Source organism: Paraliobacillus sp. PM-2, assembly GCF_001368815.1.
GTDB lineage: Bacteria > Bacillota > Bacilli > Bacillales > Amphibacillaceae > Paraliobacillus.
In genome coordinates this window covers 320212-345930 of sequence record NZ_CTEI01000001.1, presented here as the reverse complement: position 1 = coordinate 345930, position 25719 = coordinate 320212, and the positions used below count along the sequence as shown (strand labels likewise).

The 25719-nt window shown below is 35.1% G+C and carries 26 protein-coding genes, 1 pseudogene and 2 other annotated features; of the genes and pseudogenes, 8 read left to right on the top strand and 19 right to left on the bottom strand.

The genetic code is table 11. The features are described from left to right. Positions 1-105 precede the first annotated feature (105 nt). From BN1058_RS01580 to BN1058_RS01565, 4 genes are all read right to left on the bottom strand, one after another. Positions 106-414, bottom strand: coding sequence for a lmo0954 family membrane protein (locus tag BN1058_RS01580; RefSeq protein WP_090851893.1), 309 nt, complete (start codon positions 412-414; stop codon positions 106-108). Between the two features lie 129 nt (positions 415-543). Next, complete coding sequence (locus BN1058_RS01575) at positions 544-1131, bottom strand: hypothetical protein (protein WP_090851890.1); 588 nt, start codon at positions 1129-1131, stop codon at positions 544-546. A 310-nt stretch (positions 1132-1441) separates the two neighbouring features. Continuing rightward, the gene (locus tag BN1058_RS01570; RefSeq protein WP_090851887.1) at positions 1442-2356 is read right to left on the bottom strand and encodes a DMT family transporter; all 915 of its coding nucleotides are present in this window, start codon (positions 2354-2356) and stop codon (positions 1442-1444) included. Positions 2357-2465: 109 nt separating this feature from the next. Beyond that, the gene (locus BN1058_RS01565; RefSeq protein ID WP_090855872.1) at positions 2466-4640 is read right to left on the bottom strand and encodes a DNA topoisomerase III; all 2175 of its coding nucleotides are present in this window, start codon (positions 4638-4640) and stop codon (positions 2466-2468) included. Positions 4641-4817: 177 nt separating this feature from the next. On the opposite strand from BN1058_RS01565, the gene BN1058_RS01560 reads away from it, so the two are divergent. Both BN1058_RS01560 and BN1058_RS01555 read left to right on the top strand, forming a co-directional pair. Continuing rightward, positions 4818-6158, top strand: a complete 1341-nt coding sequence (locus BN1058_RS01560) for a metallophosphoesterase (RefSeq protein ID WP_090851884.1) — start codon at positions 4818-4820, stop codon at positions 6156-6158. Positions 6159-6217: 59 nt separating this feature from the next. Further along, positions 6218-7015 carry a TIGR00266 family protein gene (locus BN1058_RS01555; protein ID WP_090851875.1) on the top strand — a complete coding sequence of 266 codons (798 nt, stop codon included), beginning with the start codon at positions 6218-6220 and terminating at the stop codon, positions 7013-7015. A gap of 76 nt (positions 7016-7091) precedes the next feature. On the opposite strand, the gene BN1058_RS01550 is transcribed toward BN1058_RS01555, so the two are convergent. After that, entirely contained in the window at positions 7092-7691 is a 600-nt protein-coding gene (locus tag BN1058_RS01550; RefSeq protein ID WP_090851872.1) for a nitroreductase family protein, read from the bottom strand. 78 nt (positions 7692-7769) lie between these two features. Further along, positions 7770-9053: a helix-turn-helix transcriptional regulator gene (locus BN1058_RS01545; protein WP_090851868.1), complete on the bottom strand. Its 1284-nt coding sequence runs from the start codon at positions 9051-9053 to the stop codon at positions 7770-7772. A gap of 242 nt (positions 9054-9295) precedes the next feature. Here BN1058_RS01545 and BN1058_RS01540 point away from each other — a divergent pair, with 242 nt between their 5' ends. Both BN1058_RS01540 and BN1058_RS01535 read left to right on the top strand, forming a co-directional pair. Beyond that, on the top strand, positions 9296-10915 hold the full coding sequence (locus tag BN1058_RS01540; protein WP_090851865.1) for an ABC-F family ATP-binding cassette domain-containing protein: 1620 nt from the start codon (positions 9296-9298) through the stop codon (positions 10913-10915). A 240-nt stretch (positions 10916-11155) separates the two neighbouring features. Further along, on the top strand, positions 11156-12514 hold the full coding sequence (locus BN1058_RS01535; protein WP_090851862.1) for an FAD-dependent oxidoreductase: 1359 nt from the start codon (positions 11156-11158) through the stop codon (positions 12512-12514). Positions 12515-12603: 89 nt separating this feature from the next. Here BN1058_RS01535 and trpA read toward each other — a convergent pair whose 3' ends face one another. The 8 genes from trpA to BN1058_RS01495 form a co-directional block, all read right to left on the bottom strand. Then, positions 12604-13380 (bottom strand): tryptophan synthase subunit alpha, encoded by a 777-nt coding sequence (trpA, locus tag BN1058_RS01530; protein WP_090851859.1) that lies wholly within the window; start codon positions 13378-13380, stop codon positions 12604-12606. After that, entirely contained in the window at positions 13373-14575 is a 1203-nt protein-coding gene (gene trpB / locus BN1058_RS01525) for a tryptophan synthase subunit beta (RefSeq protein ID WP_090851856.1), read from the bottom strand. Before trpB ends, trpA begins: the two co-directional genes overlap by 8 nt. A gap of 2 nt (positions 14576-14577) precedes the next feature. Beyond that, positions 14578-15189, bottom strand: coding sequence for a phosphoribosylanthranilate isomerase (locus BN1058_RS01520; RefSeq protein ID WP_090851853.1), 612 nt, complete (start codon positions 15187-15189; stop codon positions 14578-14580). Positions 15190-15201: 12 nt separating this feature from the next. Beyond that, positions 15202-15975 (bottom strand): indole-3-glycerol phosphate synthase TrpC, encoded by a 774-nt coding sequence (gene trpC, locus BN1058_RS01515; RefSeq protein WP_090851850.1) that lies wholly within the window; start codon positions 15973-15975, stop codon positions 15202-15204. 2 nt (positions 15976-15977) lie between these two features. Next, a complete protein-coding gene (gene trpD / locus BN1058_RS01510; protein WP_090851847.1) occupies positions 15978-16994 on the bottom strand; it encodes an anthranilate phosphoribosyltransferase in 1017 nt (338 codons plus the stop codon). After that, positions 16978-17577, bottom strand: coding sequence for an anthranilate synthase component II (locus BN1058_RS01505; protein WP_090851844.1), 600 nt, complete (start codon positions 17575-17577; stop codon positions 16978-16980). Before BN1058_RS01505 ends, trpD begins: the two co-directional genes overlap by 17 nt. Position 17578: 1 nt before the next feature. Further along, on the bottom strand, positions 17579-18958 hold the full coding sequence (gene trpE, locus BN1058_RS01500) for an anthranilate synthase component I (protein WP_090851841.1): 1380 nt from the start codon (positions 18956-18958) through the stop codon (positions 17579-17581). Positions 18959-19043: 85 nt separating this feature from the next. Further along, positions 19044-19264: a binding site (T-box leader), on the bottom strand. A gap of 33 nt (positions 19265-19297) precedes the next feature. Further along, positions 19298-19545: a binding site (T-box leader), on the bottom strand. Positions 19546-19643: 98 nt separating this feature from the next. Beyond that, entirely contained in the window at positions 19644-19913 is a 270-nt protein-coding gene (locus BN1058_RS01495) for a 3-dehydroquinate synthase II domain-containing protein (protein WP_255307034.1), read from the bottom strand. A gap of 154 nt (positions 19914-20067) precedes the next feature. On the opposite strand from BN1058_RS01495, the gene BN1058_RS14435 reads away from it, so the two are divergent. Next, a complete protein-coding gene (locus BN1058_RS14435) occupies positions 20068-20193 on the top strand; it encodes a hypothetical protein (RefSeq protein ID WP_255306944.1) in 126 nt (41 codons plus the stop codon). 152 nt (positions 20194-20345) lie between these two features. On the opposite strand, the gene BN1058_RS01490 is transcribed toward BN1058_RS14435, so the two are convergent. From BN1058_RS01490 to BN1058_RS01480, 3 genes are all read right to left on the bottom strand, one after another. Further along, on the bottom strand, positions 20346-21080 hold the full coding sequence (locus tag BN1058_RS01490) for a LysM peptidoglycan-binding and 3D domain-containing protein (protein ID WP_090851835.1): 735 nt from the start codon (positions 21078-21080) through the stop codon (positions 20346-20348). A gap of 550 nt (positions 21081-21630) precedes the next feature. Further along, positions 21631-21852, bottom strand: coding sequence for a hypothetical protein (locus BN1058_RS01485; protein ID WP_090851832.1), 222 nt, complete (start codon positions 21850-21852; stop codon positions 21631-21633). Next, a complete protein-coding gene (locus BN1058_RS01480; RefSeq protein ID WP_090851827.1) occupies positions 21842-22069 on the bottom strand; it encodes a hypothetical protein in 228 nt (75 codons plus the stop codon). The genes BN1058_RS01485 and BN1058_RS01480 overlap by 11 nt, the downstream gene beginning before the upstream one ends. Positions 22070-22139: 70 nt before the next feature. On the opposite strand from BN1058_RS01480, the gene BN1058_RS14430 reads away from it, so the two are divergent. Continuing rightward, positions 22140-22268, top strand: coding sequence for a hypothetical protein (locus BN1058_RS14430; protein ID WP_255306943.1), 129 nt, complete (start codon positions 22140-22142; stop codon positions 22266-22268). A 117-nt stretch (positions 22269-22385) separates the two neighbouring features. Here the strand turns inward: BN1058_RS14430 and BN1058_RS14580 are convergent. After that, positions 22386-22589, bottom strand: a pseudogene (locus BN1058_RS14580) (tyrosine-type recombinase/integrase); the annotation flags it as partial. Positions 22590-22743: 154 nt separating this feature from the next. Further along, positions 22744-23316 (bottom strand): nitroreductase family protein, encoded by a 573-nt coding sequence (locus BN1058_RS01470; protein WP_090851824.1) that lies wholly within the window; start codon positions 23314-23316, stop codon positions 22744-22746. A gap of 221 nt (positions 23317-23537) precedes the next feature. Between BN1058_RS01470 and BN1058_RS01465 the strand changes: the two genes are divergently transcribed. Together BN1058_RS01465 and galE are read left to right on the top strand one after the other, a co-directional pair. Continuing rightward, the gene (locus BN1058_RS01465) at positions 23538-24710 is read left to right on the top strand and encodes a galactokinase (RefSeq protein ID WP_090851822.1); all 1173 of its coding nucleotides are present in this window, start codon (positions 23538-23540) and stop codon (positions 24708-24710) included. A 12-nt stretch (positions 24711-24722) separates the two neighbouring features. After that, positions 24723-25718, top strand: coding sequence for a UDP-glucose 4-epimerase GalE (galE, locus tag BN1058_RS01460; RefSeq protein WP_090851820.1), 996 nt, complete (start codon positions 24723-24725; stop codon positions 25716-25718). The last annotated feature ends 1 nt before the right edge of the window (position 25719 follow it).

The following is a 25719-nucleotide window of genomic DNA, read 5'->3' as shown; positions in this document are numbered from 1 at the left end:
TGCAATAGGTTTGTTTTTAGTAATTCTTATCCATAGATGCTTATAACAGTTAAGTATTAACTTTTTTAAATGAAGAGATCGTCACTGCTAACCTAATTTAGTTTATTATTCTATGATCCAATCATCTTCATAGGTTTGTTTTTTACTTTCTTTCCAGCTCTTATAAGTGTAATACAAAATGATTAATGCTATTGCACCAACAAAAGCTGCCGTGTTAGATAATGAGATAGAAAGTGAAATTAGCCCTACAATGGCCCAGCCAATTTTACCCCCAGTTGAATCTGATAAGATAAACCTTCGAACAGCATAGTAGGTAATGGCTAAACTAATTCCTAATAAGATCATTGGTCCAAGCGCAACAAGTAATACAATAGCAGCAAGTCCTCCAACTAAGATAAATAAGATTGTTTTCATGTTCCATTCCCTCCTTCCATGCTTCTATCTTATCCTTTATACGTTTTGTTCATAATGGACCCGCGGTATATTTTCATCTAAGACTTGAGGCTTAATTTGCATATTTAATGTATAAAAAAAACTTGGCATTTAGCCAAGTTTTATATTTGAGGACTTCCATTTATGTGAATATACATGTTGATTCGTTGTTGTAAAATATGGATAATTGCAAAGACTTCCTTGATAAATTAATTCAAGCTCATGCCATTCTCTTAAATCCTGTGGTCGAATAAGGCACGCAGGCTTATCATACTGATGCACACCACATTCTGTGAGCATCGTTGCAACAAATTGGGAACAAAAATATGCATTCTCTCTTTGTAGTTCTTTGTTTAACATTACACCAAATAACCCTAACGTATTATATCGATATAAGTGCTTTTGTGTTTCCATTATATTTATTCGTTGTTCTAAGAGTTGATATTCAACTTCGGATATTTGTAAGCGATAAATCGCACATTCTGATTTTTGAAAGAATGCTGACTGTAGGTTTTCCCTCACAAAACCACCAATAAAAGGGTTTTTAGGTCTTTTTCTACCAAAACTATAAACATGCGTTAATGATTGATCCAGTGCAATAGATGCATGATTTAACGTTGAATTCGTAAATACATTTATTATTTTTGTTAAGAATGTTCCTGTATCTAAAAATAACAAATAAATGGTTTTTTTCTCCACTCTTCCTCCCCCTTCTCTCGTCACTGCTTCTATCTTTATGATATTTGATTCGCTATGTTTCTATCATAACAACAATTATCAAATGAACAATGGACGGAGGTTATAAGGTTTTGTAAGACTTGCGAACTAACAAAATACGTTAATGGTTGGTTTAACTATATGACAAAAAGTGGATTTAATCAATAGTTGAAATAATTGTAAGCTTATTTTTACAGTTAAACGATCATCTAGCTGTGATCAAATCCTTGTATTCTAAAACATTATGTCGTATTCTTTGTTGTATTTAAGAAGAGCTTCACCAAAAAAAGATCTAATAAGATTCATATTCATTTAATTTTTTCTGTACTTTAAACTGTTTGGCGTTAAAACTATTAACTATTATTACACCACCAATTGCTACAAAACCTCCAACTATTGAAAGAGTGGATGGCCATTCATTCAACCATACCCAAGCAGTTAATATAGCAATAGCTGGCTCAAGATACATCATACTAGTAACAGAACTTGCATTTCCAATAGAAAGTGCAATTGACCAGGTAACATAAGCAATAGCAGCTGGAAAAATCCCAACATAAATGGCTGACATCGTAGCCTCCATCGTTGCTTCCTGTACTGTTTGAAAGAAGCCTGGTGAAAATAGCAAGAAAGGCAATGTACCTGCCCAAGTGAAATAGGCGGTTAGTTCAATTGGGCGATATCGTTTAAGTAATGGCTTCTGAAACACAAAAAATACAGAGGCGGCACAGGCAGACATAAGAAGCAGCCATACTCCTGGTGAAATTTCAAAGTTAGGCCCACTTGTACCTAACGTAATAATAATAATACCGATAAAGCCAATACTTAAACCAATCCAACCACTGATTCCTAAACGTTCTTTTAATATAATTACTGCAATTAGTGCGGTAAAAACAGGTGCAGATCCGATAAACATCCCAGCAGTACCTGCGGTAACCGTTAATTCGCCAAATGTAACGCCAGTGTGATAAATACTAATTCCAATCCAACCTAATAGTAAAATCTTGAAGGCGTCTTTTTTATTTGGCAAACGGAAAGTAACTCCTGGCAACAATGCATACAAAAGAAAAATGAGAGAGGCAACTAAATATCTGAATAAAACTAAGTGGCCTGCTGTATATCCACCATGTAAACTAGAGCGGATGGCCGCAAAAGTAGAACCCCAGATAATGATAGTGGTTAACGCCATTCCATAAGCTTTAAGATTCATGAATATCCCCTCCCAAGATTTATTTTTTCATTTTTTCAAGCAATCAATGAATCAGCCCAATTCGTGATTATATCGCTATAGTCACTAACTACTTCTTCTACAGGATGCTTTATTTCTTCCATTTTGCTAAGGCTTCTGCTAATGCAGGGTTATTTAATTCATCGTCTTGCTTTTTCATATATTTGTTCACATCACGTTTATTTGCTTTTTGATTTGTCTGTTTTTGCTTTCGTTTTTGAAATGCAGATAATTTTTCACGATACCCACAACTACAAGTAAAGGTTTGCGCATCTCCTTGCCCGCGCATTTCCATTTTTTTATGGCAATTTGGACAACGTGCATTTGTTTTTCGAGCAATATGTTTTTTATCTCCACAAGAACGATCTTGACAGACAAGCATTCGTCCCTTTTTACCATTCACCTCAAGCATTAATTTCCCACAAGTTGGACACTTTGTTCCAGTTATATTGTCATGCTTATAACTTTCCTTGCTTTGTTTGATTTCTTGTACAACCTTATTGGCGTAATCCTTCATTTCTTTAATGAATTGTTGTTTGCCTAACTTTCCATTTGCAATAGCCGTTAATTTCTGTTCCCATTCCGCTGTTAATAGTGGCGATTGGAGTTCAGCTGGGACTAATTCTAGTAATTGTCGCCCTTTAGAGGTCGTATGCAAATACTTACCTTTACTTTCCATGTAATGTGTCGAAAATAATTTCTCAATGATATCAGCACGAGTGGCTACAGTACCTAGACCACCCGATTGATGGATTGTTTTTACTAATTGTTTATCTTCTTGATCCATGTATTTCACGGGATTTTCCATGGCTTGTAGCAATGTTCCTTCTGTAAAACGTTCTGGAGGCTTTGTTTGACCAGTTGTCAGTCTAATTTTAACCCCCGATAAAACATCAGATTTATTTAAGTCTGGTAATCGCTGTTCATCTTGTTCTTCTCGATCATCTTGGAAGCGATTCTGATACACTTCTTTCCAACCTAATTGTTTTACCTTTTTCCCCTTTGCAGTAAAACGTTCTTTGTCTATCTTTGCTTCAAAAGCAGTCTGTTCGTAAAGATAAGGTTGTGACAATACTGCTAAGAAACGTTTCACTACTAAGTCATAAATCTTCCGTTCTTTATCGTCTAAATCTGATAATACAACAGGTTGTTCTGTTGGTATAATCGCATGGTGATCGGATACTTTTTTATCATCCACAAATGATTTATTTGCTTTTATCCCATACTTCCGTACATTCGCAGCAGCTTTAGCATATTGTTGTACACCACAAGCTTCGATTCGATCTTTCAGTGTGGGTACAATATCAGATGATAAAAATCGAGAATCTGTTCTTGGATAAGTTAAGACCTTGTGCTGTTCATATAATTTTTGCATAATCGATAATGTTTGCTTACCAGAAAAGCCAAATGCTTTATTTGCTTCTTGTTGTAAACTTGTTAAGTCGTATAATGGTGGTGCATAGGATCGTTTTTCTTTTTTTTCGATTTGAGTTATAACCGCTTGTTTATTTTTTAATTGATTGACTATTTTTTCTGCCTTTTCTTTTGAGAAGATACGTGTATCATTGTTTGTATCTCTCCACGTTAATGTAAAACCTTGTTTTGTTTGTGCCTCTATCCCATAGAAATCTGTTGGTTTAAATCGTCTGATTTCTTCTTCTCGTTTAGCAATCATCGCTAAAGTAGGTGTTTGCACTCTACCACTTGACAGTTGTGCATTAAATTTCGTTGTTAATGCTCTTGTTGCATTCAGTCCAACATACCAATCAGCTTCTGCTCTTGCAACAGCAGCTGCATATAGATTCTCATAATTCTTTCCCGGTTTCAGTTTTTGAAAACCCTCTCGAATAGCTTTATCTGTTACAGAGGATATCCACAAACGCTTCACTCTCTTATTTACACGTGCTTTTGCTAAAATCCAACGTGCAACTAATTCTCCTTCTCTACCAGCATCTGTCGCAATCACAATTTCCGCTACATCTTTACGTTGCAGTTGTGCTTTTACTGTTTGAAATTGTTTATTGGTTTTTTTCATTACCACGAGTTTCAAGTTAGACGGGAGCATTGGTAACTCCTCTAACTTCCATGTTTTATATTTCGCATCATAGGCCTCTGGATCCGCTAGCGTAACTAAATGACCAAGTGCCCATGTTACAATATATTTTGACCCTTCAAAGTAACCATTTGCTTTCTTATTGCATTGTAGTACACGTGCAATATCACGACCAACTGAAGGTTTTTCTGCTAATACAACCGTTTTACTCATCTGTTCCATCCCTTTCGAATGATACTTCTCTAACTTTAACACAGATTCATTTAAAAGTTGAAGTAAGTATCTAATATAAGGCATAATTTCGCTTCAACATCAGATCATAACGGTACAACTAGAACAACCCATATTAGTAGTTTATACTAAGAATAGAAACAGTAAGGTGGTGCATTCATGCGTTTTATCTATATTATCCTTTCTTTTTTATTTCTCTTTATTGGATGTAGTGTCAACAAAGAAGAGAGCTCATTTTCATTTAAAAATCCCCAAACGAAATACATAACAAGCGAACAAGAGCTAACTATGTTTGTTACAACAGACTGGCACTACTTAGCCGAATCATTAACAGACAACGGGGTAGCATTTCAACAGTATCTCGAATCCGGAGACGGTAAACAACTACAAGATATGGACGAGATTTTAGATACATTCGCTTATGAAGTAAATGAAACAAAACCTGATCTTGTTATTATTAGCGGAGATTTAACCAATAATGGCGAAAAAGCAAGTCATAAAGCAATTGCAAAACGATTAGCTAAGTTAGAGGATAGTGGAACAAATGTTTTTGTTATTCCTGGAAATCATGATATCGCTAACCCTTGGGCCCGCAAATTTAGTGGATCAGATCAAGTCAAAATAGATAGCATTAAAGCAAATGATTTTTCTTCTATTTATCAAGATTTTGGTTATGAAGAAGCTCTTTCTACTGATCCAAAATCGTTAAGTTATCTAGCAGCACCTTCTGAGAACGTTTGGCTATTAATGCTCGATACCAATCACTATACAACCAATAAAAATAAGGGATACCCAGAAATAAACGGCTCTTTATCACCTGAAACAATCAATTGGATTAAAGCTTGTTTTGCTTACGCTAAAAAAAAGAATGCGCACATTATCCCTGTGATGCATCATAACCTGGCGAAACATAATGATGCACTAAACGAAGGCTATACATTAGATAATAAGGAACAAGTAACAGAAATACTTAATCGTTATGCCACATCATTTGTTTTATCTGGACACATTCATGCACAAGATATCCATCAAACAGGGGATATTTATGATATTGTCACTAGCGCATTATCTGTTTATCCACAGCAATATGGTGTGATAAATTACGACGCCTCCACCCAAGATTTTATGTATGAGACTAAAAAGTTAAATGTGGCAGCTTGGGCAAAGAAAATTGGCTTACAGGAACATAAATTTATAAATTTTGATTCCTATTCGGCCAATTATTTTGGCGAATTCGCATATGATTTAGCTTATAAAGGGTTAAAAGAAACACCTCTTTCAGATGAAGCCAAAAAGGAATTAGCAAATATGATGATTGTTATGAATCAACGATTCTTCTCTGGAACGGAGTATTTAAATCAGTCAGACCTTCTATTAGATAGACGTTTTAAAGATTGGAAGCAAATAAAAGAAACGTTTTTATATCGTTATATGCAAAGTATTCAATCTGATAATAATCAAGATGACAATAAACTTTTTATCCCATCGAAAAATAATTAACGCTATTTTCATTATTTTTTTGTACAATAGATATAACGATGAGAGGAGTTGCTGGGAAAATGAATAATCATGAGATCGATTACAAGCTTCATGGAGATGACATGCAATTTGTAGAGGTAGAACTAGATCCAAATGAAACGGTCATTGCTGAGGCTGGAAGTTTAATGATGATGGATGATGGCATTCAAATGGAAACCATTTTTGGTGATGGTTCTTCTTCTCAAGGGTCAGGAATTATGGGTAAATTGCTTGGAGCAGGGAAACGAGTCATAACAGGGGAAAGTTTATTTATGACTGCATTTACCAATGAAGCGGTCGGAAAAAGATGTGTTTCCTTTGCTTCCCCCTACCCAGGTAAGATTATCCCAATGGATTTAAGTGAAATGGATGGAAAACTTATTTGTCAAAAGGATGCATTCTTAGCAGCAGCTAAAGGTGTTTCCGTTGGGATAGAATTTCAGAAAAAAATTGGTACAGGTTTTTTTGGTGGAGAAGGTTTTATTATGCAGAAATTAGAGGGAGATGGGATGTCTTTCGTTCATGCAGGAGGCACCATTCATAAGCGCACGTTAAACGCTGGAGAAACGATTCGTGTGGATACGGGCTGCTTAGTTGCCATGACGGGTGACATTGATTACAACATTGCGTACGTTGGCGGAATTAAAACAGCACTCTTCGGTGGTGAAGGTCTGTTTTTTGCTACACTACGGGGACCTGGAACCGTTTGGATTCAATCGTTACCATTTAGCCGATTAGCTAGTCGTGTCTTCTCCGCTATGCCAAAAGAAGGAGGCTCTAAAGGAGAAGGTAGTATTGCTAGCGGCCTATTCGATATTTTTGGTGGAGATCGCAACTAATTTTGGCATCTGTTTAGCGATCATCAATAGCAAAATGATTGATGATCGCTTTTTTATTAATTAAAAGATAACCTTACTATTTAAATACTTTCATACGTTCTTCAACGGATGAAAATTCTTTCTCTTTCGGTGGAGCAGTTGGATTACCAAATGGCATTTGTGCACGCATCTTCCATGTGTTTGGAATCCCCCATTTTTCCTTTACTCCCTTATCAATCAGTGGATTGTAGTGCTGTAAGGATACACCTAACCCTTCTAACTCTAGTGATGTCCAAATAACAAACTGCAACATACCAGACGCTTGTTCTGACCATATCGGGAAATTATCCTTATATAGTTCCATTTGTTTTTGCAAACCTTCGATCACTTCTTGATCTTCAAAGAAAAGTACGGTACCATACCCATTTGCGAAACTGTTTATTCGATCTTCTGTTGCTGGAAAATCTGCTTCAGGAACGATTTTTCTTAAGGTTTCTTTTGTAATGTTCCAAAGTTTGTCGTGATGTTCGTCGAATAACAGAACAACTCGACCACTGGTTGCATTAAAAGCATATGGCGTATGCTTTACTGCTTGCTTCACAACCTGTTCAATACGTTCTTCCGTAACTACTTTTTCTTTACCAATTGTATAAATCGAACGCCGATTCTTCACAGCTGTATAAAAATCTTTTGACATGATAAACCCCTCCAAATTGATTCAATAATCTTATCTTTTACAAAAAAATAATTATTATTGATGCTAATCAAAATGGAATTATAGATTATCTTTTATTTGAATATGGTTAACGGACTCATGTGCTTTTTTATAACAGGACGCAGCTAATTTATATTTTCTATTTTCATAATAATAATCTCCCAATAATAACTTGTACCTGCTATACTGCTTGCACTGCTCTTTTTGCTTTAAGAATGGTAGTACAGTCTTTTCCATCAATACTTCAAATGTCTGATCAAAACCATAAATAAGGTAATAATATGTTTTTAACTCATATACATAATTGATTGGTAAGTCTTTTGCTATTTGTAAAAATGACATTGCCTCTTCATACCACTGTTTTGCTTGCTCTAATTCTTTTCGATCAACGTATATCTTTACCAAGCAAAGCATAGCTTTAAGTTGCTCCACTTGTTCTTTATCTTTAGCAATTTGATATGCTTTCTCAAAGTATGTAACTGCTTTAGTTGGCTCACCATTTCTATTATATAAGTCGCCTAATTCACGATTACACGAAGCTAAAACAGCATTATTGTTATACTTATTTAAAATGGAAAACGCTAGATGAAAACTTTTCTTTGCTTTAGCCATTTCATTCATACGTGTATAGGCAATCCCTTTAATTATTTGACATTCTGCGCAACGCTTTAACTGATAATTGTTACGATAAAATTCTAATGCTTTTTCTATATAAACCATTGTATGATAAGTAAAATAAACCTTGGTAGAAACATTTGCAATTAAAAAATATAAATCATGTATCTCCTCGTTATAATTGGCTATTTCTACATTTATTACCTCTTCGGCACGCCTTAATTGTCCATATGCTTTGAGATAAGATAAATCAACAATATAATAGTAATAACCTGAAAACTTATACCAATAGTATTGTTCTAATTCATTAAATTTTTCTTGATGTTGTTCTAAGAAACAACACATTTCTATTGCTTTTTCGTATTGTTTTGATAGGACATAGTAATACAATCGATGTAACTCAGTTACCCAATACAATTCAGCATCAATAATTTTTTCCATTTCTTCTTTTAGCAACAAATAGGTATCCTTCGCTTTTGCAATATCTTGTTGTAACAATTCTTTATGCCATTGATCACTTAAATGCTGAATCGCATCGTCTCGCATGCGAACTGGATTGATATTTAACTTTTCACATAATTTCTGGATTGCTTCTGGATTTGCTTCTGCACTATCATGTTCAATCTTTGATAAATAGGACACAGATACGACACCAGATGCTAGCTCTTCTTGTGTCATTTTTGCTTTCACACGATAATATTTAATTTTATTTCCAATCCCAGTACTCAACCTATTCACTCTCCTAGTATCTCTAATGTTGATTTGTTAGAATATTTTTCTTGTAATCATGTATAAGACGGTTAGATATTGCAAAACGTTCCCGATTTTAATAAAATTTCTTCTAATTTATTTTAAATTTTTTATTTAGAAATAGCTATTTTCTTTATTCAGGAAACTTACTAGATTGACTTACGCGTCTTTATCGCTTAAGCTAGCTTTGATTATGAATTTTGTGGAGGAATAATAAATCTATGTTACAAGCTACAAATGTTAGTTTACGTTATGGTGATAAAAAGTTATTTGAAGATGTAAATATTAAATTTACTCCAGGTAATTGCTATGGCTTGATTGGTGCAAATGGTGCAGGAAAATCAACGTTTCTTAAAATCTTATCAGGAGAAATTGAACCACAAACAGGACATGTTTCTTTAGGAAAAGGTGAACGTTTAGCTGTATTAAAACAAGATCATTTTGCTTACGAGGAATATCCAGTATTACAAACAGTAATCATGGGACATACACGACTTTATGAAGTCATGCAAGAAAAAGATGCTATTTACATGAAAAGTGAATTCTCTGAAGAAGACGGCATGCGTGCAGCAGAATTAGAAGGTGAATTTGCTGAGATGAATGGTTGGGAAGCTGAATCAGATGCTGCTGTTTTACTTAAAGGACTTGGTATCGATGAATCTGCTCATGATAAAAAGATGGCTGACCTTAGTGGTGCTGAAAAAGTAAAAGTGTTACTAGCACAAGCATTATTTGGTTCACCGGATATTTTATTATTAGATGAGCCTACTAACCACTTAGATATCCAAGCCATTCAGTGGCTCGAGGAATTTCTAATTAATTTTGAAAACACAGTTATTGTTGTTTCACACGATAGACACTTTTTAAATAAAGTATGTACGCATATTGCTGATGTAGATTACGGTAAAATTGAATTATACGTTGGTAACTACGATTTCTGGTATGAGTCCAGCCAACTAGCATTACAAATGGCACAAGATGCGAATAAGAAAAAAGAAGAGAAAATAAAAGAATTACAAAATTTCATTGCGCGCTTTAGTGCGAACGCTTCTAAATCTAAACAAGCTACATCTCGAAAAAAAATGTTGGATAATATTACACTAGATGATATCAAACCTTCTTCAAGACGTTATCCTTATGTTGCTTTTAATCCAGGTCGCGAAATTGGAAATGACCTACTACGTGTGGAAGGCATATCTAAAACGATTGATGGAGAAAAGGTATTAGATAATGTAAGTTTTACATTGAATCGCAATGATAAAGTTGCTTTTGTTGGTAAAGATGAAATTGCTAAAACAACCTTATTTCAGATATTAATGGGAGAAATGGAACCGGATGAAGGTTCTTATACTTGGGGAGTGACAACATCCCAATCCTACTTCCCTAAAGATAATAGCAAGTTTTTTGACGGAAGTAATATGACCTTAGTAGAATGGCTTCGTCAATATTCACCTGAGGATCAAACAGAAACATTCCTTCGAGGTTTCTTAGGTAGAATGCTTTTCTCTGGTGAAGAAGCATTGAAAAAAGCAAACGTACTATCCGGTGGTGAAAAGGTACGTTGTATGCTTTCTAAAATGATGCTTAGTCAAGCAAATGTACTTGTATTAGATGAACCAACAAACCACCTTGACTTAGAATCAATCACCTCATTAAATAATGGGTTGATTAAATTTAAAGGATCTATTTTATTCACATCACACGATCAGCAATTTATCAACAGTATTGCTAACCGACTAATTGAAATCACACCTAAAGGAATTGTTGACAAAGAAATTAGTTATGATGAATACGTAGCGGACCAGAAATTACAAAAAGAAATAGCATCCATGTATGCTTAAATAATGTTTTTTATTTAACAAAGTAGAAGCTTCTAATAGAAGCTTCTACTTTTTGTTTAGGAAACAGAAACAATAATGCGCGCTAATTAATTTGACACAATTAAATTTTGACGTTTTTGTGAAGAATTGATCATATTATTGTGAAATATTATACATAAAGGTATAATAAGTTTAAAAATAAATAAATGCATATTTTATAATATTTTGTGAAAAAATGAACCTAATGGAGGATGATAAATAATGAAAGTAGCTGTTATTGGTTGTACACATGCTGGAACTGCAGCAATTACTAATGTTTTGAATTTATATCCAGATGCACAAATTGATGTTTTTGAGAAAAATGATAATGTTTCCTTCCTATCTTGTGGAATTGCATTGTATGTCGGTGGGGTTGTCGAAGATGCAAGTGGCTTATTTTACGCGTCAGTCGAACAATTCGAAAAACATGGTGTACGCATGCATATGCAAAATGAAGTGACAAATTGCAATATTCAAGACAAAACATTGGAAGCAAAAGACTTAAAAACAGAAAAAATACAAACGTATACGTATGATAAATTAATCGTTACTACTGGTTCTTGGCCTGTTACTCCACCAATACCTGGATCAGATTTAAATAATGTTGTATTATGCAAAAATTATGATCACGCAAAAGAAATTATCCGTCGTTCTGAATCAGTAGACAAAGTTGTAGTGGTTGGTGCTGGTTATATTGGTGTGGAGCTAGTGGAAGCATTTCAGGAAAATGGTAAAAATGTTACGCTAATTGATGCAGAAAAACGCATTTTAAATCGTTACTTAGATGAAACTTTTACGACACCTGTAGAACAATCATTCAAGGATAAAGACATTCACTTAGCCTTAGATCAAACCGTTTCTTCCTTTAAAGGAACAGAAACAGTTGAGAAAGTTGTTACAGATAAAGGGGAGTATGATGCAGACTTGGTGGTTATGTGTATCGGTTTCCGACCAAATACTGAGCTTGTCCGTGATCAACTCCATACATTAAAAAATGGTGCTATTGTCGTTGATCCATACATGCAAACAAGTGTTAAAGATGTTTATGCAGCTGGGGATTGTTGTGCCGTAAGCTATAACCCTACAAAAGAGCCAGCTTATATTCCACTAGCAACGAATGCTGTTCGTATGGGAACATTAGTAGCACACAACTTAGTCGAGTCAAAACTTGCTTACCCAGGGACACAAGGTACGTCTGGACTTAAAATTTATAACCATCATATCGCTTCGACAGGACTAACGGAAACAGCAGCTGCTGATTCCGGATTACAGGTTCGCAGTGCATATATGGAGGATACGTATCGTCCTGAGTTCATGCCAAAAAATGATGTAGTAAAAATAAAACTGGTATATGAAGTGGAAAGTCATCGTGTTGTTGGTGCTCAATTAATTGCAGATTCTGATTTTACACAAGCAATTAATACAGTTAGTGTTGCAATCGCAAATGATATGACTATTGAACAATTGGCATTAACTGACTTTTTCTTCCAACCACATTTTAATAAACCAGTTAACTTCCTAAATCAGGTAGCATTAAATGCAATGGAAGCAGAAGCAAAGCAAAAAACAACACAAGCATAAATTAATAGAATCTTTATGAATATGCAATACAAAAAGCGAACGAAATCGTTCGCTTTTTCATGGTTTTTATTTCGTCTAAGCCACACTACTTATTGTCTAGCAGCAGCGATTAGTTCTTGAATTGCGTCATAATTTTTATCATGCAATAAATCAACAATTCGACTCCCTACTATTACCCCATCACAATTCACTGCTAATTCTTTCACTTGTTCGGGTGTAGAAACACCGAATCCAGCTAAAACAGGAACAGCACTTTTTTCTTGTAACATTTTCAAATGCGCAGCTAAGTTCTCTTTGAACTGTGCACGTTCACCTGTTGTTCCAGTTACAGTAACAGCATAGAGGAAACCTTCTGTTCGATTGATTATTTCTTGCATTCGATGATCGGTACTGGTTAATGCCGCCAAGCGAATAAGTGCTATTTGAAAGATAGCTAACTGCTTTGTTATGATATCTTCTTCCTCCAAAGGAAGATCTGGAATAATTAAACCATCTATCCCCGCTTGTTCGCAATAGGCTGCAAATCGTTTAACACCCATAGCATAAATTGGATTAATATAAGACATGACCACAATTGGAATATTTCTCTTTGGCTTAGCTTCTCGTAATGTGTCTAATACTTTTTCTAATGTAACATGATTTTTTAATGCTCGAATACCAGCTTTTTGAATCGTTGGTCCATCCGCAACCGGATCAGAAAAGGGGATACCAACTTCCACAGCTGTGGCTCCACAGGCTTCTAAAAAGGATATTTGTTCATTTAGCTGATCTAGTCCACCGTCACCAGCCATAATATATGGTACAAATGCTTTATCACCTTTTTGTAGTACTTGATGAAATGCATGATCTAACTTTCCCTTAGGCATTATCTTCACCTCCTAATACTTCTTTTACTGCTTCTACATCTTTATCCCCTCTACCTGACAAGCAAATAACGACCGTTTGATCAGGATTCATTTGTTCAGCTAGCTTTGTTGTGTAGGCGATAGCATGTGCGCTTTCTAATGCCGGGATGATTCCTTCTGTTTTCGATAACAATTGAAGCCCATCTAATGCTTCTTTATCTGTAATCGCTCCATAGTTCACACGCCCAGTTTCCTTCAGATGACTGTGCTCAGGGCCAACGCCAGGGTAATCTAGCCCAGCAGAAATGGAATGTGCTTCTTGGATTTGCCCAGCTTCATCTTGCAAGAGATAAGTCATGGTTCCATGTAAAATACCTTGCTTTCCATGTGTTAAAGTGGCAGCATGCTTATCCGTATCTAACCCATCTCCGCCGGCTTCAACGCCATACAGCTCAACGTTGTCATTAATAAAAGGATAAAACATGCCCATTGCATTACTTCCTCCACCAATACAGGCAACAACGGCGTCTGGTAAGTTACCTTCTAATAACTGAATTTGTTGTTTCGTTTCTTTTCCAATGACACTTTGAAAATCACGAACGATTTGTGGAAATGGATGTGGTCCAACTACCGATCCAATAATATAATGGGTATCTTCCACATGGCTAACCCAATACCGTAACGCTTCATTTACTGCATCTTTTAATGTACCATTTCCTTGATCAACACTTTCTACACGTGCACCAAGAAGTTCCATGCGAAAAACATTTAATTTTTGTCTGCGTATATCCTCTTTACCCATAAAAATAATACATTCAAGTCCAAGTAACGCACAAACAGTTGCTGTTGCAACACCATGTTGTCCAGCACCAGTTTCTGCGACTACCTTCTTTTTCCCCATTCTAACCGTTAAAAGTGCTTGACCAATTGCATTATTAATTTTATGTGCTCCTGTATGGTTAAGATCTTCACGTTTAAGATAGATTTTTGGTCCGCCTAATTTTTTAGTTAATCTTTCTGCGTAATATAAAGGAGTTTCTCTACCGACATACTGCTTGAGATAATCATTTAATTGGTCATGAAAAGCTGGATCGTCCATCGCATCTTTATATGCTTGTTCTAATTCAAGTATTGCGGGGATCAATGTTTCTGGTACGAATCGACCACCAAATGTACCGAAATGACCCGTTTTATTTGGCTTATTATATTTCTCCATTATCAATCACCTTTCTTTTTTGCTTCACGAATAAAAGCTAACATTTTTTCTGGATCTTTCTTACCATTTGATTCAACACCACTTGATACATCAACACCAATTGGTTGTACTTCTTTAATAGCCTGATAGACATTTCCCGAATGCAATCCACCAGCTAAAAATATCTGATCAGATCCTTTTGATACATGTTTCACTAAACTCCAATCGAATGTATCTCCATTTCCGCCTCGGTATTTACCTGGCGGACTATCTAGTAGAAAATAATCGACATTATATTGATCCAACTTCGTCACATCATGCTTATGTTTCATTTGAATTGCTTTAATAACTGGAACCGAAATCTGATCACAGTAAGTAGGAGATTCATCACCATGTAATTGGACATAATCTAAGCCGACAACTGTCGAAATCTTACGGACAACATCTAAAGATTCATTGACAAATACCCCCACCTTCTTGACATGTTTCGGTATTTCCCGGGAAATTTCCTCAGCATATTCCATACTTATCTTCCTTTTACTCTCAGCAAAAACAAATCCGATAAAATCTGCGCCAGCATCTATTGCTAAATTTGCCACTTCTAATGAAGTAATTCCACATATTTTAACTAGCATATACTCCCACCTTTATAACTTAATCTGAAGCTGAGTAAATGTTTGATCCAGTGCTTGTGAACGCATCATGGTTTCACCAACTAAGATTCCCTTCGCTCCTGCTTGTTTGACTCGTTCTACATCAGCAGTTGTTTTAATACCACTTTCACTGATTAATAGTGTATTCGATGTATCAATTTGTTCGGCTAAACGTTCTGTGGTTGCCAAATCTACATCAAATGTCTTTAAATTACGATTATTCACACCAATAATCGACGCACCAATAGATTGAGCCACCGTTAGTTCCTCTTCATTGTGTACCTCAAATAATACTTCTAAATCAGCATTTATTGCATATTCGAATAACTCCTGTAACCTTTGAGCAGGTAAAGCTGCAGCAATTAATAAAATGACATCAGCACCTGCATTTTTTGCTCGATCAATTTGGATTTCATCAATAATAAAGTCTTTGTTTAGAATAGGGATGTCTACTTTTTCTCTTACCGCACTTAGGTCATCCATTGTCCCTTTAAAAAAAGGCTCATCGGTTAGAACAGAAATGGCTCCAGCACCATGATTTTTGTATTTTACAGCTTGTTCACTAGGTACAACACCCTCGTTAATTATCCCTCGCGATGGTGATGCACGCTTAATTTCTGCGATGATGTTCATATGATCATGTTTCATAAACCTCTTAAATAAGGAACGTTTAGGTAAAAAATTCTTTTTTTCATTTACTTGAAAAAACTTTTTTAATACCTCCACCTCTTTTGCTTTTTCCTTTAATATGTCGTCTAAAATTGTCATACTTACACCTCTTTTGCCAAACTATATTGAATTAATTGTTTTAACTTTTTCAATGCTTTTCCTGAATCAATACTTTCTTTTGCCATACGAATTCCTTCTCTAACTGTATCAACTTCTCCATGTGCATAAATTCCAAGACCAGCATTGAGTAAAACAGTATCACGATGCGCACCCTTCTTCCCTTCTAACACATTCCGAAGAATACGTGCATTTTCAGAGGCATTTCCCCCTTTTATTTCTTCATTGTCATACTGTGGCAATCCAACATCCTCTGGCCGTAGGGTAAACGTTCGTAATTCACCATTTTCTAGTAAGACTAAAGCATTTTCACCAGCTAATGATGCTTCATCCATATAGCCAGCACCGTTTAATACGATTGCTCGTTTGCGCCCTAATTGATGGAGTACCTCTGCCATCTGAACAAGCATATCCCTTCGATAAATACCCAATAACTGCGTTGTCAATTGGACTGGATTTGTCAAAGGGCCTATTAAATTAAAAATTGTTGGTATATTCAGTTCTTTGCGTATTTTCATCATTCGCTTCAAAGCTGGATGAACATGTGGGGCAAATAAGAAAGCAATACCGTTCTTCTCCAACACACGTTGCATTTGATCTTTTTCCATCGTTAAAGATACACCTAATGCTTCTAATACATCAGCACTTCCAGTTTTACTAGAAATACTTCGATTTCCATGCTTTGCAACAGTAATACCAGCTCCAGCAATAACAAATGCGGATGTAGTACTGATATTAAAACTTTGCGATCCGTCACCACCTGTTCCACAATTATCCATTACATTTGGTATATTATCATGAAGGGTAAGTGATTTTTCTCGAATAACATTAACAATTCCTGTTATTTCTTCTGTGGTTTCCCCTTTAGCCTTTAGCCCCGTTAAAAAAGCACCGATTTCCGCATCAGATGTTGTTTCCATAAATAGCTGTCTTGTCGCTTGTTCCATCTCAGATAAAGTTAAATCTTTGTTATTTGAGATTTTTTTAAGAAATGGTTTCATCTAATCGCTCCTTTTTAATTGCTTTAAAAAAGTTCGCTAATATTTGCTTTCCTGTACTTGTTCCAATCGATTCTGGGTGAAATTGCAATCCGTAGATTGGTAAAAAAGTATGTTTTATTGCCATGATTTCATTATCGTCTATCGATGTCGCTGTCACTTGTAATACTTTAGGTAACGTATCTGGTTTAATAACTAGCGAGTGATAACGCATCACCTGTAACGGTTGTTCTAGATAATGAAAAATTTCATCTTGTTCATGTCTTATTTTTGATGTTTTTCCATGCTTAATTTGTTTTGCGTGGGATATGGTTGCTCCATAAGCTGCCCCAATTGCTTGATGGCCTAAACAAATCCCTAATATCGGGAATGATGTATCTAGCTGTTTAACTATTTCCATACATATACCAGCTTGTTCCGGTGTCCCGGGCCCTGGCGATAATATAATTGCTTCAGGATGAAGACGATGGATTTCGTCAACCGTTATTTGATCATTGCGTAAAACGGTAACTTCTTTTCCTAATTCAGAAATATATTGATACAAGTTATATGTGAATGAATCATAATTATCGATTAACAAAATCATTTTACTGAACCTCCAACAAAGATTTGGCCTTATTTAACGTTTCTTGGTATTCTGCCTCTGGGTCTGAATCAAATACAATACCCGCACCTGCTTGAACATATGCTTTATTATCTTTAATGAGCATGGTGCGAATCGCTAACGCAAGATCTAAATCTCCATTCATATTAATATAGCCAACCGCTCCTGCATAAACGCCTCTTTTTTTTCTTTCTAACTGATTTATAATCTGCATAGCTCGAATTTTTGGTGCACCAGATACAGTACCTGCAGGTATAGTAGCAACCAATGCATCTATGCCTGAATAATCCTCCTTTAATTCCCCTTGTACTTCTGAGACAATGTGCATAACATGTTGATAACGCTCAATCGTCATATACTTCGGTAATGTAATACTGCCCACTTTGCAAACTCGCCCAAGATCATTTCGACCTAGGTCAACTAACATTTTATGCTCTGCTCGTTCTTTTTCATCTGCTTTTAATTCTTTTGCCAATAATTCATCTTCGGCATCTGTTTTTCCTCTAGGTCGTGTTCCTGCAATTGGATTTGTGATGACCTGTCTTCCTTTTGTTTTAATTAAACTTTCCGGTGATGCACCTAAAACAATATATTTTTCAAAATCAATAAAGAACATATACGGAGAAGGGTTGGCTATACGTAACCGCCGGTAAAATATAAACGGATCTGTATCAAAACTTGCTTTCATGCGCTGGGACAATACAACTTGGAATACATCACCGTTAATGATATGTTTTTTTGCTGTTTTTACCATATCAATGAATGTAGCTTGATTGATTGAAGGTTTAAAGGAAACGTTTATTTCTTTTATCTGATCATCTCCTTGCTGATTAACAATCGCATGCTCCATTACTTCAATCCCTTTTATTAAGTCCTCATCTGATTGCTTTCCATCTAAATTAAGCGCGATAATTGTTACACTTTGTTTCTTATGATCAAAAACAATTACTTGTTGATAGAACATGAGGTGGAGATCTGGCATGGTTAATTCGTCTTCTAGTATCATGCCAATATCTTCATAATGGCGAATCATATCATACCCTATATATCCAACAGCTCCCCCATAGAAGCTAAATGGTAAGTCAAGCGACTCATGTGATGTGTGATTTTTAACTACCTCTAACGGATTTTGTTTCAAGGTATCAACAATGTTGCCATCCTGATCATAAATTCTAGTTTCAGTTCGTTCGCCAACAATTTCTTTGAAGGGATTACAACCAATAAATGAATATCTCGCCTTTTCACCATGACCGCTCGAACTTTCTAATAAAAACTTCTTTTTCCCTTGTATACGATTAAAAACTGTAATCGGAGTTAATGTATCACCATTTATCTCTTTCTGTTTCAAATTTACTTTAGCCATTTGTTAACACTCCTTTAATTGACGTATGCTTTTAGACTATAAAACGAAAACAAAAAGTCCCCTATATAAACAACATGTTGTTTATATAGGGGACGGTCGGAACCGCGGTGCCACCTCTATTGAAAAGTAAATCACTCTTCCACTCTTAATCAAATAACGCTGATTAAACGGCTTCTCTTAAAGAGTCTAGTTCAGAAAAGCACTCCGAAGTCCATTCAGCCTGTTCTTCATACCGGTTCCCACCGCCCCGGCTCTCTGTCATGAAGATCATTAAGCAGACCTACTACTCTCCATCTACGATTTGATTTATTCTTAAAAAACAAAAAAATTTCCTCATCCTATAAGGACGAGGAAACCCGTGGTACCACCTTAGTTAGCTAAACGCTCACTTTACTATCCGAGTACACACTCGAATAGTTGTCTCAGATAACGATGAGACGACATCGTCAAAGCCTACTACCTTTAGTCAAAGGGTTCGGTTTGAAAGCTCAGAAGTCCATTCACTTTATGCTTTATACTAGTTCACACCAACCACTAGCTCTCTTAATAAAGCGATATAAGCTACTCCTCTTCATCAACGCTTCTTCCGTTTCTTTTGTTGTTACTAATCATAGTATGTTTTCATTCCAATGTCAATACAAAGATGTGAATTTTCTAAATTTTCATTTAATATCACATTTTATTTTTAATATTCATTTATTTCTTCTTCAATCTTCTCACCTAAATGTCTTCCAGGTTGATCTGGATAACAAGCAAGTCGATCACCTTTTTGTAAATCCAACACTGGCTTTGCTTCTCCATCTGCTGTTTGTACATGTACACTATCGGCTTCTTGTAATGTAGCAGATATTTCTTGATCCGTCCCCTCCACTCGACAAACCACTCGTAAAAATGGTCTTTTTTCTACTTTTACCCTTCCTATGGCAACCTTTCTTACACCGTCCTTGTTCCTAATCCAATTGATGTGACAGATACTACTTCTGCGTTTGCTAGTTTTTCCATCCTTGAACTCCTTTACAAAAAAAGTTGGTTATATATCAATTTGTTATAGCCAGTAATGTATTTATGATATACAATATATGCTAGATTTACAAACAGGAGGATGAAAAATGAGGAAATGGTTGGTATTTTTATTTCTTCTTTTGATTATAACAATCGGGACTTTGGGACTAATGAAAAGTGGTTCAACTCAGGGATTTGAAGTAGAAGATAATACAACAATATCTATTGATTAACTACTAAAAAATTTTTTTGTCAGATATGTTTATGCTTTCATATAAATAAACGCATAAAAAAATTTACTTTATCATTCATTTGTTCAATTGATTCTGCTTATAATTTTTCAAAATAAAAACCGGAAGTGATATAATCACGTCCGGTTCAATAATTATCCTAATATAGTTACCTTAACTGTTCTTACTCCCCATTGGTAAGCTTCGTCTTTTGTTGGAACATGAATGTCAATTTTGTTTCCTTTTATTGCACCACCAGTATCTCCCGCAATAGCTTCTCCATAACCTTCTACATAGACCCTTGTACCTAATGGAATAACATTGGGATCAACTGCAATTACTTTTTTATCCCGATCATTTCTTAAGTCAATACCTGTTGCTGTGATACCTGAACAGCCATCACATTCTGCAGTATATGCTGTTGCTGTTACTGTTAAGGTTTTCTGTTGATCATCCTTCTTTTCTTCGGTTGAGTTAGTCTTTGATTTATTCGACACTTCCACTGCTTTCGTTTGTGTTTCATTCGTTGCTTGTTTGACTTCTTTAATAACTAGTGATTGATCAATAAGTATCAAATCAGAAGGCAATGCATTCCATACTTTCAAATCTTCTACTGTTACTTGATATTCTTCTGCAAGTTCACTTAATGTATCGCCCGCTTTGACGGTATATACAATATCTTTATCTATTTGTAATAACTGTCCTGGAAAAATGATGTCTGTTGCTAGGTTATTAGATTCTTTTAAATCATCTACTGTGATTTCATTTTCATGGGCAATTTCCCAAAGTGTATCTCCTTTTTCAACTTGGTACTCTTCTGCAGATGCATGGGTTGAAGCAATGCCTACGAGGAGTAATCCAGTAGCCAAAGCTACAAACTTCTTTTTCATCTGTTTTCCCTCCTTCAAAATGTGACAAGGCTTATCCTAACATATCTACTAGCACATTGTGGTTACAAAACAGTTAAGATATCATTTCAATGTTTACGTTTTAACGTTTCCCTTGTCATATTCGTCATTTTGGGGCATTTTTGCAATATTTTATACATGAAATTGAAATATTTCTGAATTTTTTTGTTATTTTAAGTAAAATCCCTAATCAATGGAATCAGTTTCATAAGTACTAAGTTTTGTAAAAAGAACGAACCTTTACGAACGACCTAGATTTCATTACTCGTTTTTATCAACACTAGTTGTCCATAACAATGAGGGATGAAATTAATTTAATTTTAAGGAAAAATATAAAATAACCCTTGGTTTACGTTACATCGTAAATCAAGGGTTATTTGAGAATGAATTTACTATTATTTATACCCGCTAAACGTGACTTTGGTTGACGGTTCCAATGGAAAAGCAGAATTTTTTGTTAAATTGGATATGCTGAGAAATACGAATCGGTTATTGTACAATTAAATGACTAAATTTAAACAGAAAGAACAAATTAGGGATAATTAATTTGTTCTTCTTTTTTATCGAAAATTATTTCAAATGTTCCAGTTAATTTAAACTCTCTGGAATCGATTATATTTTGAATTTCACTTTTTATATTTTCCTTGTCTGCCTCTGTAGTTTCTTCAATTGAACTTAAATAAATAAAGTGGTTTGGGTAATTTGGAGTATCAGTTGCTATGCCATTATATTTAAATTGTGTATTATCTACCATTTTTTGATATTTCTGTATTTAATTTTGCTATTCTTTTTACCAGGTCATTATGGTCTTCTTCTGGAACCTTATTATCTCCTATTTTAATCATGTCTTCTGTATCTTTTGTTCCTTTTTCATCTGCTGTTACAGTAACAACAAAAAGATAATAATAGTAGTTCTTTTTTTCATCAATACCACTTCTTTCCTTTGAGTTTAATATGTCTGTTATTAACAAGCCTATTCATCAACATATTAAAAATTATAAAAAATTGCAGAATTAGTTGAATACATGAATAAACCAATTCGTGATGTGGGGGATTTTAACAAAGCGAAGTGATGGAAGGTATGAGATTAAAGAAACAAATGATTATCTAACTTCTGGTAGTCCTATTACAGTTTGGGATGAAGAAGATGAATTATATATTAAAACATGAATTGAACACCGAGACGGCGATTATTACGCATATACTCTTGGAACAGAAGTGAAACTTGCAGGATTAAAAGTAAGAACAAGATAAGAAAAAGCACTCTACATTGTAGGGTGCTTTTTCTTATAATAAACTATAACTTTGCATTGATTCATCAATCTCATCTTGTTCTACACCTCTATAACGTAATGTTATAGAGGATGAAGAATGTTTTAATATTCTTTGTAGTGTAGCAATATCACGAGTGTTTTTATAATAGTGATAATCGAAAGTTTTTCTGAAGCTATGCGTTCCAAAATCTTTAATGTTAATTGTATTAGCTGCACTTTTTAATAGGCGATATGAATATCACTTAAATACCAATTATCATAATCAATTAATCTATCCCAGATGTTTTTTACTATTGCTTTCCAGATTGAGTCATAGAGTGGTTCATTTTTCAATTAACAATGTGGTTCACTTTTAAGTTAACATTTACATTTTAATACAGTGGTGCTGAGTTAATCTCTTCTATTCGGTCATGGATATCTACTCTTTTTCGAGGTTTAGGCACCTTTGCTGGATAGCCTATTTGTAACATCCCCACAACTTTTTCACCTAACTTGGCACCAATTGCTTCTCGAAAAGCTGGAGTAGTCGTAAGTGGTCCAGTCTTCCATATCATGCCGATTCCTTTTTCCCAAGCAAGTAAGCTAAAGTTCTGAATAAAGCAACTTGTAGCAGCATAATCCTCTTCTCTTTGTTTACGATCAGCGTTTTCTTCCATGATTACCATTAAAAACACTGGAACATCCATCATTTTTTGAAATGCTTTTTCACCACTGCGTTCTTTTTCTTCTTTAGTTGCCCCTTTAGCTGAAAAGCTTTTATTTAATTGTGCAATTTTTTCTTTGCCTTCCCCATAGACAAAGACAAAGCGCCATGGTTGAGTCATCTTGTGATTTGGCACCCATATTGCTGTTTCTAAGAGACTTTTTAATAGAACAATATCAACTTCTTTATCCTGATATAACTGAATCGAACGCCTATCTTTAATAATCTCCTGTAGTTCCATTTCCCCATCACCCCTAATAATTGAGAATAATTTTCATTAAAGTATAGCATATACAACTATATTTTCAAAAATAAATATACGAGGATGAGGTAACACTTATTCAGCTCTGTAAAAATTATAGGTTTTTATTTTATTTTCTATTGTTTTAAATTGAAAAAAATGATAACCTATAGCTAGTTAATAAATTAATTTAATTAAGTTCAAAATTAGGAGGATGAAAAATGGAAATTGCTTCGTTAATAAAAGATTTTCAAACTATTTTTTCTAGCACAGAAGAGCCACGCGTTTTTTTTGCACCAGGAAGAATTAACTTAATTGGTGAACATACTGACTATAACGGGGGTTATGTATTCCCTGCATCCATATCATTTGGTACCTATGCTGTTGCAGTAAAGCGTTCTGATAAAAAGATTCGTTTATACTCTAAAAACTTTGAAGAAAGCGGTATCATTGAAACTTCATTAGATAATCTCTCATACAATAAAACACACGATTGGGCAAACTATCCTAAAGGGATGCTCCAAGCAATTATAAAGGATGGTCATGAAGTTACTTCTGGATTTGACGTTTTATACTATGGCAATATTCCAAACGGTGCAGGATTATCTTCTTCTGCTTCGATCGAGCTTGCTACAGGTGTACTCATTGAACATTTATATGATCTTTCAATCAATCGTATTCGAATGGTACAATTAGGTCAAAAGGTTGAGAATCATTACATTGGTGTAAATAGTGGGATAATGGATCAATTTGCTATAGGTATGGGTAAAAAAGATCACGCTATCTTACTTGATTGCAACACATTAGATTATACGTATGCACCGATTGCTTTAGAAAATTATGTGATTATGATTATGAACACAAATAAACGTAGAGAATTAGCAGACTCAAAGTATAATGAACGAAGAAGTGAATGTGAACGTGCATTAAAAGATTTACAAACTATTTTAGAAATTAATAGTTTAGGTGAATTGAGTATTGAGACGTTTGAAGCCAACAAACATGTAATTGTTAATGACACTGATCGAAAACGTGCCAAACATGCTGTTTATGAAAATGAACGAACAAAAAAAGCATTAGAACAATTAGAAGCACAGAATTTACAAGCGTTTGGAAAGCTTGTAGATCAATCTCATATTTCTTTACAGCATGATTATGAAGTAACAGGAATTGAGCTTGATACCATTGTTCAAGCAGCTTGGGATGAGCCAGGTGTTTTAGGTGCTCGTATGACAGGTGCAGGTTTTGGTGGATGTGCAATTGCCCTTGTGCCAAAAGACCAAGTGGATCAATTTAAAACAAATGTAAATGCACAATATAAAGATGTCATTGGTTATGATGCTACATTTTATATGGCTACCATTGGGGATGGTGCAAAAGAAATAAAACTTTAAGGAGTGATATAAGTGCGCGTTTTAGTATTAGGCGGAGCCGGTTATATCGGTTCACACGCTGTATATCAATTAATTGACAAAGGACACGATGTCATTGTCATTGATAATTTAGAAACAGGACATCGAGATGCTGTTCATTCTAACGCTACATTTTATCCAGGGGATATCCGTGATATTTCTTTCTTAAGAGAAGTATTTTCAAACGAGTCTATCGATGCTGTATTACATTTTGCAGCAAATTCATTGGTTGGTGAATCAATGGAAAAGCCGCTAAAGTATTTTGATAATAATGTGTATGGTACACAAGTATTGCTTCAAGCAATGCAAGAATTTTCAATTCGTAACATTGTTTTCTCTTCTACAGCAGCAACATATGGGGAGCCAGATGAAGTACCAATTACAGAACAAATGCCGACCAATCCTACCAGCACATATGGAGAAACAAAATTAACGATGGAAAAAATTATGAAGTGGTGTGAAGCAGCGTACGGCATGCGTTATGTATCGTTAAGATACTTTAATGTAGCAGGTGCACGGTCTACAGGAGAAATTGGTGAGGATCATAGACCAGAGACACACTTGATTCCTATTATTCTACAAGTAGCACTCGAACAACGAGATGCGATTACCATTTTCGGTGAAGACTATGATACACCAGATGGTACTTGTATTCGTGACTACATTCATGTGGAAGATTTAATAAATGCCCACATCCTTGCATTGGAGTACTTACAAGATGGCGGAGAAAGTAACATTTTTAATCTTGGTAGTAGTCAGGGATTTTCCGTAAAAGAAATGATTGATGCTGCACGATCCGTTACAAATCACACGATCCCAGCTAATGCAGGAGAAAGAAGACCAGGAGATCCAAGCACATTAATTGCTTCTTCTGACAAGGCTAAAAAAATACTTGGATGGGATCCAAAACGAACAAATATTCATCAAATCATTGAAGATGCTTGGAATTGGCATAAGAACCATCCACACGGCTACCGAGAGGATGTGTAAA